This is a genomic window from Ruegeria sp. C5 (assembly GCF_056537605.1).
In genome coordinates, this window is sequence record NZ_JBQFRX010000001.1 from 1236487 (window position 1) to 1249239 (window position 12753).

The 12753-nt window shown below is 58.9% G+C and carries 15 protein-coding genes; 1 reads left to right on the forward strand and 14 read right to left on the reverse strand.

From position 1 onward, the window contains the following. Positions 1–20: 20 nt before the first annotated feature. The 14 genes from nuoE to ACR0AW_RS06360 form a co-directional block, all read right to left on the reverse strand. On the reverse strand, positions 21–1121 hold the full coding sequence (gene nuoE, locus ACR0AW_RS06295; protein ID WP_170733156.1) for an NADH-quinone oxidoreductase subunit NuoE: 1101 nt from the start codon (positions 1119–1121) through the stop codon (positions 21–23). After that, positions 1121–2344 carry an NADH-quinone oxidoreductase subunit D gene (locus tag ACR0AW_RS06300; protein ID WP_170733157.1) on the reverse strand — a complete coding sequence of 408 codons (1224 nt, stop codon included), beginning with the start codon at positions 2342–2344 and terminating at the stop codon, positions 1121–1123. Before ACR0AW_RS06300 ends, nuoE begins: the two co-directional genes overlap by 1 nt. Beyond that, on the reverse strand, positions 2344–2469 hold the full coding sequence (locus ACR0AW_RS06305; RefSeq protein ID WP_010442774.1) for a hypothetical protein: 126 nt from the start codon (positions 2467–2469) through the stop codon (positions 2344–2346). Before ACR0AW_RS06305 ends, ACR0AW_RS06300 begins: the two co-directional genes overlap by 1 nt. Continuing rightward, positions 2469–2642, reverse strand: coding sequence for a hypothetical protein (locus ACR0AW_RS06310; protein WP_170397057.1), 174 nt, complete (start codon positions 2640–2642; stop codon positions 2469–2471). Before ACR0AW_RS06310 ends, ACR0AW_RS06305 begins: the two co-directional genes overlap by 1 nt. 3 nt (positions 2643–2645) lie before the next feature. Further along, on the reverse strand, positions 2646–3248 hold the full coding sequence (locus tag ACR0AW_RS06315; protein ID WP_170465985.1) for an NADH-quinone oxidoreductase subunit C: 603 nt from the start codon (positions 3246–3248) through the stop codon (positions 2646–2648). 12 nt (positions 3249–3260) lie between these two features. Beyond that, positions 3261–3794: a NuoB/complex I 20 kDa subunit family protein gene (locus ACR0AW_RS06320; RefSeq protein ID WP_010442777.1), complete on the reverse strand. Its 534-nt coding sequence runs from the start codon at positions 3792–3794 to the stop codon at positions 3261–3263. Continuing rightward, on the reverse strand, positions 3785–4150 hold the full coding sequence (locus ACR0AW_RS06325) for an NADH-quinone oxidoreductase subunit A (RefSeq protein WP_010442778.1): 366 nt from the start codon (positions 4148–4150) through the stop codon (positions 3785–3787). Before ACR0AW_RS06325 ends, ACR0AW_RS06320 begins: the two co-directional genes overlap by 10 nt. 182 nt (positions 4151–4332) lie before the next feature. Then, on the reverse strand, positions 4333–5115 hold the full coding sequence (locus ACR0AW_RS06330) for a crotonase/enoyl-CoA hydratase family protein (RefSeq protein ID WP_170564926.1): 783 nt from the start codon (positions 5113–5115) through the stop codon (positions 4333–4335). Between the two features lie 3 nt (positions 5116–5118). Further along, positions 5119–5973 carry a hydroxymethylglutaryl-CoA lyase gene (locus tag ACR0AW_RS06335; RefSeq protein ID WP_170397063.1) on the reverse strand — a complete coding sequence of 285 codons (855 nt, stop codon included), beginning with the start codon at positions 5971–5973 and terminating at the stop codon, positions 5119–5121. A 79-nt stretch (positions 5974–6052) separates the two neighbouring features. After that, on the reverse strand, positions 6053–7984 hold the full coding sequence (locus ACR0AW_RS06340; RefSeq protein WP_170733158.1) for an acetyl-CoA carboxylase biotin carboxylase subunit: 1932 nt from the start codon (positions 7982–7984) through the stop codon (positions 6053–6055). A gap of 3 nt (positions 7985–7987) precedes the next feature. Continuing rightward, positions 7988–8413: an ASCH domain-containing protein gene (locus ACR0AW_RS06345; protein WP_480438784.1), complete on the reverse strand. Its 426-nt coding sequence runs from the start codon at positions 8411–8413 to the stop codon at positions 7988–7990. A gap of 1 nt (position 8414) precedes the next feature. Continuing rightward, complete coding sequence (locus ACR0AW_RS06350) at positions 8415–10022, reverse strand: carboxyl transferase domain-containing protein (protein ID WP_170733160.1); 1608 nt, start codon at positions 10020–10022, stop codon at positions 8415–8417. Continuing rightward, positions 10019–10483, reverse strand: coding sequence for a lysozyme inhibitor LprI family protein (locus ACR0AW_RS06355; RefSeq protein ID WP_170776341.1), 465 nt, complete (start codon positions 10481–10483; stop codon positions 10019–10021). Before ACR0AW_RS06355 ends, ACR0AW_RS06350 begins: the two co-directional genes overlap by 4 nt. Continuing rightward, entirely contained in the window at positions 10480–12006 is a 1527-nt protein-coding gene (locus ACR0AW_RS06360; protein ID WP_170733162.1) for an AMP-binding protein, read from the reverse strand. Before ACR0AW_RS06360 ends, ACR0AW_RS06355 begins: the two co-directional genes overlap by 4 nt. Positions 12007–12142: 136 nt before the next feature. On the opposite strand from ACR0AW_RS06360, the gene ACR0AW_RS06365 reads away from it, so the two are divergent. Further along, a complete protein-coding gene (locus tag ACR0AW_RS06365) occupies positions 12143–12748 on the forward strand; it encodes an OmpW/AlkL family protein (protein ID WP_170404039.1) in 606 nt (201 codons plus the stop codon). Positions 12749–12753 lie beyond the last annotated feature (5 nt).

A 12753-nucleotide genomic window follows, 5' to 3' on the forward strand; every position in this document is an offset into this window, starting at 1 on the left:
TGCCCCGAACGGGCACCCATCTAGTCCTCGTAAGTGCCGTCTTCCTTGGCACGTTTGGCGAACTCGGTCTTTTCACCTGAAGCCAATTTCGCGGCTTGTTCGATCCACCCGTCCCGCTCGATCCGGCCTTTGAATTTCAGCCGTGCATCCACCCAGGCCACTTGCTCGGGTGTCCAGGCAGCGATCTGGTTATAGTGGTAAAAGCCCAACTCGTTCAGAGTCTCTTCCAGCTTCGGACCTACGCCCTTCAGCATCTTCAGATCATCGGGCTTGCCATCGCGCGCACTGCTCAGCGTTTCCGGCTGATCCTCTTTCGCTGCTTTCGCCTCAGCGGCTTGTTTCACCGCTGGCTTCGCCGAAGCCGGCGCTTTGGGCGGCTTCGGCGCGGCATTTGTAGCAGCAGCCTTGCCATCCTTGCCCAGCCACGGCGTCAGGATCGGAACTTCGGTTCCGTCGATGCGCTTGACCGTATCGCCCAGATCGCTCGCAAGCTGAACACTTGCGTTATACTGCGTTCTGCCGCTGTCATACTCCGTCAGGCTGGTCAGCCCCTTCAGAGGTTCCGCCGCATAGCGCCCGTTCTGAGGACCCGGAGTCGGCACTTTGCCCGCCACCAGATCATCGAGAATCTTGCCAAAGCTCTCGGTCGTCAGATCTTCGTAGTAATCCTTACCGATCTGCGCCATCGGGGCGTTGGTGCAAGATCCGAGGCATTCCACCTCTTCCCAGCTCAGCTTGCCATCAGCAGACAGTTCATGCGGCTTTGCAGCGATCTTTTCCTTGCAAACCGCAATCAGGTCCTCGGCCCCGCAAATCATGCAGGACGTAGTGCCACAGACCTGAATATGCGCAACCGAACCAACCGGCTGCAGTTGGAACATGAAGTAGAACGAGGCAACCTCAAGAACGCGGATATAGGCCATACCAAGCATGTCGGCGACGGATTCGATCGCCGGACGGCTCAGCCATCCCTCCTGCTCCTGCGCGCGCCACAGCAGCGGGATGACCGCACTGGCCTGACGCCCCTCGGGATATTTGGTTATTTGCGCTTCGGCCCATTGCTGGTTAGCAGCGGTGAAGGCGAAGCTTTCGGGTTGTTCGGCGTGAAGACGGCGGAGCATTAGCGGTCAATCTCTCCAAATACGACGTCCATGGTGCCGATAATCGCGGCGACGTCGGCCAGTTGGTGGCCTCCGGCGACGTGGTCCATGGCTTGCAAGTGCAGGAACCCCGGCGCGCGGAGTTTGGCGCGGTAGGGCTTATTGGTGCCGTCGGCGACCAGATAGACGCCGAACTCGCCCTTGGGGGCTTCGACAGCGGCATAGACCTCGCCTGCGGGGACGTGGAAGCCTTCGGTATACAGCTTGAAGTGATGGATCAGACTTTCCATCGAGGTCTTCATGTCCGAGCGTTTCGGCGGGGTGATCTTGCCGCGCGCCAGCACGTCGCCGGGACAGTTGCGGATTTTGGCGATGGCCTGACGGATGATCAGCAGCGACTGGCGCATCTCTTCCATGCGCACCAGATAGCGGTCATAGCAATCGCCGTTCTTTCCGACGGGAATCTGGAACTCGAACTCGTCATAGCATTCATAGGGCTGCGCGCGGCGCAGGTCCCATGCCAGCCCCGATCCGCGCACCATTACGCCCGAGAAGCCGTATTTCTGAATGTCATCCTCGGTCACGACACCAATATCGGCGTTGCGCTGTTTGAAGATGCGGTTTTCGGTCAACAGGCCGTCGATGTCATCGAGAACGGCGGGAAACTCGTGGCTCCAAGCCTCGATATCGTCCAGCAGTTCCAGCGGCAGGTCCTGATGCACGCCTCCGGGGCGGAAATAGGCGGCGTGCAGGCGGGCACCACAGGCACGCTCGTAGAACACCATCAGCTTTTCACGCTCTTCAAATCCCCACAGAGGCGGGGTCAGCGCGCCAACGTCCATGGCCTGAGTGGTCACGTTCAGCAGGTGGTTAAGAATACGACCGATCTCGGAATACAAAACGCGGATCAGCGAGCCGCGACGCGGCACTTCAACACCGGTCAGTTTTTCGATGGCCAGACACCAGGCATGTTCCTGGTTCATCGGTGCCACGTAATCAAGACGGTCGAAATACGGCAGATTCTGCAGATACGTCCGACTTTCCATCAGCTTTTCGGTACCACGGTGCAACAGACCGATATGCGGGTCGCAACGTTCGACGATCTCGCCGTCTAGCTCAAGTACAAGTCGCAGAACTCCGTGCGCCGCAGGGTGTTGCGGGCCGAAGTTAATGTTGAAGTTGCGGATCTTCTGTTCTCCGCTCAGCGCGTCCGTGCTGCCGTCATCGTATCTTGAGCCGTCCATCAACGCCCTCGTTTCTTCTTCGCTTCGGCCCGTACCCGGACCTTTTCCGCCTCAGCTGCCTTGGCAGCGGCCCCAGCCAGCAGAACCCCAAGCGCCCCCAACGCAATCAGTTCCCCCAGACCCATCAGCGGCGCTCCATCTCTTGCAGTTTCATGGCCATGATCCAAATCAGGATCAGCGTTCCAATCGGGATGACGCAGGCTACGACCCAGTATTTCTCGATCCCGAAATGCGGTAGCAGCTTCAGCATCGGGATAATCGTGGCAACCGTGACGGCAATCCAGATCAGGAACTCCATGACTTACGACTCCTGTTTTTCATCCCCCGGAAGAATGTAGTTCGCACCTTCCCACGGGGACATGAAATCAAATTGACGGTATTCCTGAACCAATGAGACCGGTTCGTAGACCACGCGCTTTTGCGCTTCGTCATAGCGGACTTCAGTATAGCCAGTGGTCGGGAAATCCTTGCGCAGCGGATAGCCGCGGAAACCATAATCCGTAAGGATGCGTCGCAAGTCTGGATGACCCGAGAACAGGATGCCGAACATGTCGAACACCTCGCGCTCGAACCAATTGGCAGAGGGGTGCACGTCCACGATTGAAGGCACCATGTCATCTTCTCGGATCGAGACTCGCAAGCGAATGCGCTGGTTCTGATACATTGACAGGAAGTGGTAGACCACATCGAACCGCTTGGCCCGTTCGGGGTAGTCGACGCCGGTGATGTCAACCAGGGTCGAGAACTGGCAGGTCCGGTCACTTTTGAGAAACTCAATGAATTCCACCAGATTCGAAGGAGCCACATCGACGTTCAGCTCACCATGGGTCACATCCCAGGACAGAACGCAATCGGTCCGTTTCAATTCCAGTTGCGCGCCGAGTTCTTTGAGTGCTTCGCTCATCTGCCCTCTCCCTTAGCGTACAATCGTGCCGGTGCGGCGGATTTTGCGTTGTAGCTGCATCAGTCCGTACAGAAGCGCCTCAGCGGTTGGCGGGCAGCCGGGCACGTAGATGTCCACCGGAACAACCCGATCACATCCACGAACGACCGAATAAGAATAGTGATAGTACCCACCGCCATTCGCGCAGGAGCCCATCGAGATCACATAGCGCGGCTCGGGCATCTGGTCATAAACCTTGCGCAGCGCCGGAGCCATCTTGTTGGTCAGCGTTCCAGCGACGATCATCACATCAGACTGGCGCGGAGACGCACGAGGCGCGATGCCGAACCGTTCCGCGTCATACCGTGGCATCGAGGTGTGCATCATCTCTACCGCGCAGCAGGCCAGACCAAAGGTCATCCAGTGCAAGGATCCGGTCCGCGCCCAGTTGATGATGTCCTCGGTCGAGGTCAGCAGAAATCCCTTGTCCTGCAGTTCTGCGTTCAGGGCCTGGGTGGCGACTTCCTTGTCGACGCCGGCGGTGTTTGCGCCCGTCATCACTCCCATTCCAGGGCCCCTTTCTTCCATTCATAGGCAAAGCCGATGGTCAGCACCGCCAGAAACACCATCATCGACCAGAACCCAACATCGCTGATGTCTTTGAAGCCAACGGCCCAGGGGAACAGGAAGGCGATTTCCAGATCAAAGATGATGAAGAGAATCGCGACCAGATAGAATCGGACATCAAACTTCATTCGCGCATCGTCGAAGGCGTTGAAACCACATTCATAGGCGCTGACCTTTTCGGGGTCGGGATTGCGGACAGCCAGGACCACAGCAGCCAGAATCAGTACGATTCCAAGGCCTACGGCAACGGCCAGAAACACCAGAATCGGGAGGTACTCCCGCAGCAGGTCTTCCACGTATAGCTCCTTTCCTGCGCAAGTCCCGAAAGGGTGCGCCGTCAATTGGCAATTTGACTGGACATTCTCTATCCCTGTGGGGTCAGAGGGTCAACCGAACAGAAACGCGCAGGTCGGCATTGTTACAATCATCCAGCGGGCTATTGCGGAGAACACTTCTGGAACAAAGTGATCGGCTAAACCTAACTAATCCATGCAGGTTTTCGTTTGTCGAAAAAGGCGCCGATTCCCTCTTGCGCCTCATCAGTTTCCCAACGCGCGACAAGCTGTCGAATGGTGTGGTCAATCACCGCGTCATCAATTCGCGGCCCCAGTGACTGGATCAGCTGCTTGGCCGAAGACACCGCACCGGGTGCACAGGACAGATAGGGAAGCACTTCAGCTTCGACCGCGTCAGCCAACGCCACAGCGGGCACCGCGCGGGTCAACAGGCCCAGTTCGACCGCTTCCGCCGCTTCGAACAGGCGGGCAGACATAAAGACGCGCCGCGAACGTGCTTCGCCCATTCGGGCAATGACATAGGGTCCAATCGTCGCCGGGATCAGGCCAAGCCGCGTTTCGGTCAGACCCATCTTCAGGCTTTCCACGCCGATCGCCACATCGCAGACCGAGGCCATCCCAACACCACCACCAAACGCGTTTCCCTGCAACGCGCCGATCAAGGGTTTGGGCAGCGTATTTAAGGCATTCAGCATCTCAGCCAGCTTGCGCGCTTCGGCAAAACGCGTCTCGGGATCGGCAGCCATCTGCGCCTGCATCCAACCCAGATCTCCCCCGGCGCAAAAGCTCTTGCCCGAGGCGGCCAGAACCACCACCCGCACCGCATCATCATTTGCCAATTGCCCAGCGGCCTGGGTTAGCTCTGCAATCATCTGCGCCGACAGTGCGTTGTGCTTCTCGGGTCGATCCAGCGTCAGAGTGGCCACGCCACGCGCGTCTGTGTTCAGCGTAATGGTCTCGAACATATCTTATTCCGCCCGCATTGCCCGCGCCATGCGCGCCGCCTGTTCCAGAACCGGCACATCCAGACCGGTCTCATATCCCAACCGTTCCAGATGTGCGGTCACGGCTTCGGTTGCGACATTACCGGCCGCACCCGGCGCATAAGGGCAACCACCCAGCCCGCCCACGGCGGTATCAAATACCCGCACACCCAAGGCAAGCGAAGCGTCTATGTTGTCGATTGCCCGCCCGTTGGTATCATGAAAATGTCCTGCAAGCCGGGTAACCGGCACTCGTTCGCGCACGGCCAGCAGCATATGAGCAATCTTGTCCGGTGTTCCCTGCCCAATTGTGTCCCCCAGCGAAATCTCATAGCAGCCATGGGCAAACAGCGCGTCCGCCACCTCGGCCACCTTCTCGGGTGGGGTCGGGCCGTCATAGGGACAGTCGGTCACGCACGAGACATAGCCCCGGACGGGCAGATCAATATGTCGTGCCGCTTCAAGAATGGGCACAAACCGTTCGATGGATTCGGCAATCGTCGCGTTTATGTTCGCTTTCGAGAATCCCTCGGACGCCGAAGCAAACACAGCGATCTCATCTGCCTTGGCTGCCAACGCGTCCTCATACCCGCGCATATTCGGCGTCAGCGCAGCGTACCGCACGCCTTCGGTCCGTGTGATTCCAGCCATAACTTCACCGCTGCCCGCCATTTGCGGGACCCATTTCGGTGAGACAAAACTGGCAACTTCGATCCGGTTGAAACCGGCCCGGCTGAGGCAATCGACCAAGGCGACCTTCTCGGCCACCGGGATCTCGCGCTGTTCGTTCTGCAGGCCGTCGCGTGGCCCGACCTCGAATATTTCGACCCGTTCTTTCATCAGCGCATCCCTTCCCGGTTTCTTATCGTTTCAATTGCGGATGGCCCGACTTTGCCACGCAATCCACGGGCCGAACAGATCAATCCTCGGCCAACCGAACCAACGCCGCACCTGCCTCGACCTGTGCCCCCGCTTCGGCCAGCACTTCTGCAACCACGCCATCGCGGGCGGCTAATAGAGAATGCTCCATCTTCATGGCTTCCAGAATGGCCAGCCGGTCGCCCTCTTTCACCTCCTGCCCCGCCGAGGCGAAGACGGCCTTGACCAGCCCGGGCATCGGCGCCTCGATCACGTTGGTGTCACCTGCAGCACTGGCATCGCGGTCCAGAGGGTCAATGACCTCAAATACCTGCCCATAGTCGTCGAATACAGTGACCTGTGACCCGGCCATGACAACATTGGGCATGGGTGTCCCATCGATGGTCCAGCCAGCGCCACGCCGCCGCGCAACAAGCTGCACACCTTCGATCTCCCAAATCTGCCGATCCGGGCCTTCGACCTGGACATCCAGATCAACAACCTCTCCGTCCCGCAGTAACTGCACAGCGCGATGTAACGGTGCCCATAGCGTAAAGCCCGTTTCAGAGACCGTCTCGGCCAGACCCAACGCCGTCATCGCCGCAGCCACCGCCGAAGCGTTGCTTACGCCAGCTTCCTGCACCAGATCATCAAGATCCCGCCCGATCAGCCCGGTATCCACGTCGCCCGACGCAAACCCGCTGTGCCGCGTCAGAGCACCAAGGAAGGCGAGATTTGTGACAGTCCCGGCGACCTCGGTCTGGCGCAAGGTCCGGTGGAGATTTTCCAAAGCGACCGCGCGTGTCGGGCCATGCACCACGACCTTGGCGATCATAGGGTCGTACCATGGGCTGATCGTATCCCCGGCGCGCACGCCACTGTCGGCACGGCAGCCTTCCGGGAACTGTAGATGAGTCAGCGTACCCGTCGCAGGCAGAAAGCCTTTGGGCACATCTTCGGCATAAAGCCTCGCCTCAAAGGAATGCCCGCGGATCGACAAATCGCCCTGCCGCTTCGGCAGGCTTTCACCCGCTGCTACGCGCAACTGCCATTCGACCAGATCGACGCCGGTAATGGCCTCGGTCACCGGGTGCTCGACTTGCAGGCGCGTGTTCATCTCCATAAACCAGAACCGATCCGGGCGTAGCCCGTCCGAGGCATCGACGATGAACTCAACCGTCCCTGCGCCCTTGTATCCAATCGCCTCAGCCGCACGCACGCCCGCCTGCCCCATCGCCTCACGCATCTCGGCAGTCATTCCAGGGGCTGGGGCCTCTTCGATCACTTTCTGATGTCGCCGCTGCAACGAGCAGTCGCGTTCAAACAGATGCACCGCATGGGTGCCATCGCCGAACACCTGCACCTCGATATGGCGGGGCTTGGCGACGAATTTCTCGACAAGTACAGCATCGTTACCGAACGCCGTCTTTGCCTCACCGCGCGCGCTGTCCAATGCAGCCGAGAACTCCTCGGGCGCCTCGACCAGCCGCATCCCCTTGCCACCACCACCTGCAACGGCCTTGATCAAAACGGGATACCCGATGGTATCTGCCGCGCCAGCCAGATGTTCAGGGTCCTGATTGTCGCCATGATAGCCGGGGACGACGGGAACTCCTGCGTCCTCCATCAATACCTTGGCTGCATCCTTAAGGCCCATCTTGCGGATCGCGTCCGCCGATGGCCCGATGAAGGTCAGACCTGCAGCCTCGACTGCATCCACAAAATCCGGGTTTTCGGACAAGAACCCATAACCAGGATGGATCGCCTGCGCTCCTGTATCCAGCGCCGCCTGAATGATCACATCACCCTTCAGATAGCTTTCGGCTGGGGCCGCGCCACCAATATGCACCGCTTCATCCGCCATCTGCGCATGCTTGGCCGATGCATCAGCATCCGAATACACAGCCACACAAGATACGCCCATCTTCTGAGCAGTTTCCATGACTCGGCAGGCGATCTCGCCGCGGTTGGCAATCAGGATTTTGTTAAACATAGCTTACCCCTTAACCGCCAGATCTTCGACAAGGCGGAAGCGTTCGCACAGCAATTCCATCTCGGGATCGAACCCGCCATTGCGTTCGAAATACCGGCGATGATCCTCGCGCCATCCCTCAAGCGTTTCATTCTCACCCTCGGCCAACGCAAAGTCTTCGGTCACATCGCAATATCGGCAGGTCGAGACCTCGACCGTTTCGATCACCAAAGCGGGGCGATCATCCCATTCCAGCGCAATATCCTGACGCCCAACGACCGGGGTATCAGCACTGCCTTCTGGGTAGTCTCGCAAAGCACCACATGTCGCCGTTTTTCGGCCTAATCTTACCAACGCCAGCAGCTCGGCGCTTAGCGATGCGCTGTCTCCAAACTTGAAGGTCTGCGCGCCCAGGTAGCGGGCCATTGCTTCATTCAATGAAACGCTCATCTTACATCCTGAACACGCCGAAACGTGTCTCCTCAATCGGGGCGTTAAGTGCGGCACTCAGCGACAATGCCAACACATCGCGCGATTTGCGCGGGTCGATGATGCCGTCATCCCACAACCGCGCCGACGCGTAGAGCGGGTGGGATTGTTCTTCGAACATGTCCAGCGTCGGGCGCTTGAATTCAGCTTCTTCCTCAGCCGACCATGTGCCGCCCTGTCGTTCGATCCCGTCGCGTTTGACAGTCGCTAGGACACCTGCAGCTTGCTCGCCCCCCATCACTGAGATACGCGAATTCGGCCAAGTCCACAGGAACCGAGGCTGATAGGCGCGTCCTGCCATGCCGTAGTTTCCAGCTCCGAAGGACCCTCCGACAAGCATTGTGATCTTTGGAACGCTCGTCGTCGCCACCGCCGTCACCATCTTGGCCCCGTGCCGCGCGATGCCTTCGTTTTCGTATTTGCGGCCGACCATGAAGCCGGTGATGTTCTGCAGGAAGACCAGCGGGGTTTTGCGCTGCGAGCACAGTTCGACAAAATGCGCACCCTTCTGCGCGGCCTCAGAAAACAACACACCGTTGTTGGCAATGATCCCGACCGGGCAGCCTTTGACATGGGCAAAACCGGTCACCAGCGTCTCACCAAATCGCGGTTTGAACTCGTCGAACCGAGAGCCATCGACCAGCCGCGCAATCACCTCGCGGATGTCATAGGGCGTCCGCAGATCGGCCGGAACTACGCCCAAAATTTCCTCGGGATCATAGGCAGGCTCTTCCGGTGTTTCGAAATGTAGGCCAGGCTTCAGCCCGGCACCCCCCAACGACCCGACGGCCCGCCGTGCCAGGGCCAACGCATGCGCATCGTCCTCGGCCAGATAATCCGCCACGCCGGACAGGCGCGTATGCACATCGCCACCACCCAGATCTTCGGCTGTCACAACCTCCCCCGTCGCGGCCTTGACCAAAGGCGGTCCGGCCAAAAAGATCGTCCCCTGCTCTTTCACGATGATCGTCACGTCGGACATCGCCGGAACGTAAGCCCCGCCCGCCGTACACGACCCCATTACAACGGCGATCTGAGCAATCCCCTTCGCGCTCATCCGCGCCTGATTATAGAAGATGCGGCCAAAGTGATCGCGGTCGGGGAAAACCTCATCCTGATTAGGCAGGTTTGCGCCGCCGCTATCGACCAGATAGATGCAGGGCAGATGGTTTTCCTCGGCAATCTCCTGCGCGCGGAGGTGTTTCTTGACAGTCATCGGATAGTATGTGCCGCCTTTCACAGTGGCATCGTTGCACACCACCATGACCTCGCGCCCCTGCACTCGGCCAATCCCCGCGATCACCCCGGCACAGGGCGCGGCATCTCCATACATCCCATGTGCCGCCGTCGCGCCGATTTCCAAGAACGGAGAACCCGGATCGAGCAGGTTCGCCACCCGACGACGCGGCAGCATCTTGCCCCGCGATTCATGCCGCGTCCGCGATTTTTCACCGCCACCCATGCGGGCCGCTTCGGCGGCATCCGCAATATGTGCCAGCGCATCCAGATGTGCGGCTCGGTTCGCCTTAAACCCCTCAGAGGTTGGTATGGCTTTGGATTTTATTTTCATTCCATCTTCCCCAAGTCGCGCAATTCCACAGCGCGTTCAGCGGTTTCGGTCAGCAGGCAATTTGCGGCAACAATCGAGCGTATCGTTCCATCAGACCATATGCCGTAGGCCAGAGCACATTCAGCATCCCGAAACCCGATCCATGCGCGTTGAGCATCTCGCAACTGGTCCGAAAGTTCGGGACTTTGTTCAGCCAGTTCTGCTCGACGCTGTTTATACTGTTCGTTTAGATATGAATCCCAAATTTGGGTTTCGGCTTGAATACACTCGGTGATGCCAAGGGTTGTTTCATTTCCCGGTATCGTTTGGCAGGCATTGGCAGCTGCGCCGAGACATGATGACATGCTATCGCCCTGCTGCGTCTGAGAAAAACATTGTTGAATATACGACTGGTCTACCCAAGCGCCCTGAGCGGAAACAAGCGATGGTACGAGCGTCGCAGCAAGTGCAATTCGCATCATGTAATTGCCTCCCCTGCAGCCCGCGCCTTCAATTCCTTCCGGATCACCTTTCCCGTCACCGTCATCGGCAACTCTTCCAGAAACGCCACTTCGCGCGGATAGGAATACTGCGCCAGACGGTCCTTGACCCAGTCCTGCAACTCAGCGCCCGACGCCTCAGCCCCCGGCTTCAACACCACATAGGCCTTCACGATCTCGGTCCGCAGCTCATCGGGCTTGCCGACCACGCCCACCGTTGCCACTGCCGGGTGGGTCAGCAGGCAATCCTCGATCTCAGCCGGGCCAATCCGGTAACCTGCCGAGGTAATCACGTCATCATCCCGACCGACAAAGCGCAGATAATCGCCCTCCCACACGCCACGGTCACCGGTGATCAGCCAATCACCTCGGAATTTCTCAGCCGTTGCTTGCGGATTATTCCAGTATTCCAGCAGCATTGAGGTCGAACCGCGCCGGATGGCAACATCGCCTTCCTCCGTCGTCGGTAGGCCGTGATCGTCAATTACCGCCACCTCATGACCAGGCACCGGTTTACCGATACAGCCGGGTTGCACGGGGAAGTCGTGGGCACAGGACGAAACAACCATGTTGCATTCCGTCTGACCATAAAACTCGTTGATCGTCAGACCAAAGGCCTGCTGGCCCCAAGCCAACATCTCAGCGCCCAAAGGCTCGCCCCCAGACGCTACCGACCGCAATCCCGGTATCGACTGATCCGCAGCTTTGAGCATCCGTAAAGCCGTCGGTGGAAAGAAGACGTTCCGCACCCCCGCCCGCGCGATCACATCGGCGCAGGCCTGTGGGGTGAATTTGTCCAACCGCGTGGCGACCACCGGAACGCCCAGCGCAAGCCCGGGCATCAGAACGTCGAACAAGCCGCCGATCCACGCCCAGTCTGCTGGCGTCCACAGGCAATCCCCTTCACGCAGGTGGTTGTGGCTGATCGAGACGCCCGGCAGGTGGCCCAGCAGCACACGATGACCATGCAGCGCACCCTTGGGGCTGCCAGTAGTGCCGGACGTGTAGATTAGGACTGCCGGATCCTCGGGGCCGGTATCAGCAAAGGGCACCGGTTGCCCTTCCTGCCTAATCTCATCAACCAAAAGCGGTTGGGCCAATTCACCCAGTAACGCAGACCCTTCCGCATCGGTCAATACGATCCGCGCACCTGCATCTCTGACGCGCGATGCCAGCGCATCGTGTTTGAACAGCTTGAACAACGGCACCGAAATCGCGCCGATCTTCCAGATCGCCAGATGCGCGGCGGCACACCACGGCGACTGGCTGAGCAAGACGCCAACCCGGTCCCCTGGTTGGACCCGAGCTATCAACGCGCGAGCGATGCCATCAACCATAAACTCCAGTTCGCCAAATGTTACCACGCTCGGATCGCCCCGGGTCAGGTCCAGCAAAGCAACCCGATCGGATTGTTGCGACAGGCATTGCTGCGCCATGTTCAGCCGATCAGAAATCGCCCAGCTTTGGTCGCCGCGCAAACCCGGTATGCGCTCAGCGGGATGCATGCTGATTTTCCCTTATTTCATTAGCGGTTGCAGCTAGCCTCCCCGATTCAGCAATTTCCGGAGTTTGATGCAGATCAGAGCATTTCTGCGCCGCGGCATCCAAAACATCGGCATCAACGCAAGCAAAGGCACGAATATGACAAAGAAACTCGCCGCTTTGACCCTTTCTACCGCACTTGTCGCTCTGGCTGCCCCAGCCTTCGCCCAATCCCAGGGCGATTGGACAGTCGGTGTTGGTGTCGGCTATCTGGACCCCAAATCCGACAATGGGACTCTGGCCGGGTTCGACGCCGAAATCGACTCGGACACCCGTCCGATTTTCACCGTCGAATACTTCGTTCAGGACAATCTCGGGATCGAGCTCTTGGCCTCGACCCCCTACAAGCATGACGTCACTCTCGGTGGCAGCGTTGACGCGGGCAGCGTCAAGCATCTTCCGCCTACTCTGTCGCTGAACTATCACTTCCCGACCAATAGCGCGTGGAAGCCCTATGTCGGCGCTGGTCTGAACTACACCATCTTCTTCGAGGAAGATTCGCCTTTGGGCGATCTCGATCTGGACAACTCCTTCGGCGTTTCTCTGCAGGCCGGTCTGGATTACATGGTCACGGAAAAAGGCGCGGTGCGTCTGAACGTGCGCTGGTTCGACATCGACTCGGACGTCAAACTTGACGGCAACGACATCGGCACCGCCGAAATCGACCCATTCCTGATTGGCCTGTCCTACGTTCATCGTTTCTGATCCAA

Excerpts from the sequence above, each read along its gene's own strand:
- ACR0AW_RS06310 (WP_170397057.1), bottom strand. The coding sequence starts at position 2,642 with ATGGAGTTCCTGATCTGGATTGCCGTCACGGTTGCCACGATTATCCCG.
- ACR0AW_RS06360 (WP_170733162.1), bottom strand. The coding sequence starts at position 12,006 with ATGCATCCCGCTGAGCGCATACCGGGTTTGCGCGGCGACCAAAGCTGG.
- ACR0AW_RS06300 (WP_170733157.1), bottom strand. The coding sequence starts at position 2,344 with ATGGACGGCTCAAGATACGATGACGGCAGCACGGACGCGCTGAGCGGA.
- ACR0AW_RS06305 (WP_010442774.1), bottom strand. The coding sequence starts at position 2,469 with ATGGGTCTGGGGGAACTGATTGCGTTGGGGGCGCTTGGGGTTCTGCTG.
- ACR0AW_RS06320 (WP_010442777.1), bottom strand. The coding sequence starts at position 3,794 with ATGGGAGTGATGACGGGCGCAAACACCGCCGGCGTCGACAAGGAAGTC.
- nuoE (WP_170733156.1), bottom strand. The coding sequence starts at position 1,121 with ATGCTCCGCCGTCTTCACGCCGAACAACCCGAAAGCTTCGCCTTCACC.
- ACR0AW_RS06330 (WP_170564926.1), bottom strand. The coding sequence starts at position 5,115 with ATGTTCGAGACCATTACGCTGAACACAGACGCGCGTGGCGTGGCCACT.
- ACR0AW_RS06315 (WP_170465985.1), bottom strand. The coding sequence starts at position 3,248 with ATGAGCGAAGCACTCAAAGAACTCGGCGCGCAACTGGAATTGAAACGG.
- ACR0AW_RS06340 (WP_170733158.1), bottom strand. The coding sequence starts at position 7,984 with ATGTTTAACAAAATCCTGATTGCCAACCGCGGCGAGATCGCCTGCCGA.
- ACR0AW_RS06355 (WP_170776341.1), bottom strand. The coding sequence starts at position 10,483 with ATGATGCGAATTGCACTTGCTGCGACGCTCGTACCATCGCTTGTTTCC.
- ACR0AW_RS06350 (WP_170733160.1), bottom strand. The coding sequence starts at position 10,022 with ATGAAAATAAAATCCAAAGCCATACCAACCTCTGAGGGGTTTAAGGCG.
- ACR0AW_RS06365 (WP_170404039.1), top strand. The coding sequence starts at position 12,143 with ATGACAAAGAAACTCGCCGCTTTGACCCTTTCTACCGCACTTGTCGCT.
- ACR0AW_RS06335 (WP_170397063.1), bottom strand. The coding sequence starts at position 5,973 with ATGAAAGAACGGGTCGAAATATTCGAGGTCGGGCCACGCGACGGCCTG.
- ACR0AW_RS06345 (WP_480438784.1), bottom strand. The coding sequence starts at position 8,413 with ATGAGCGTTTCATTGAATGAAGCAATGGCCCGCTACCTGGGCGCGCAG.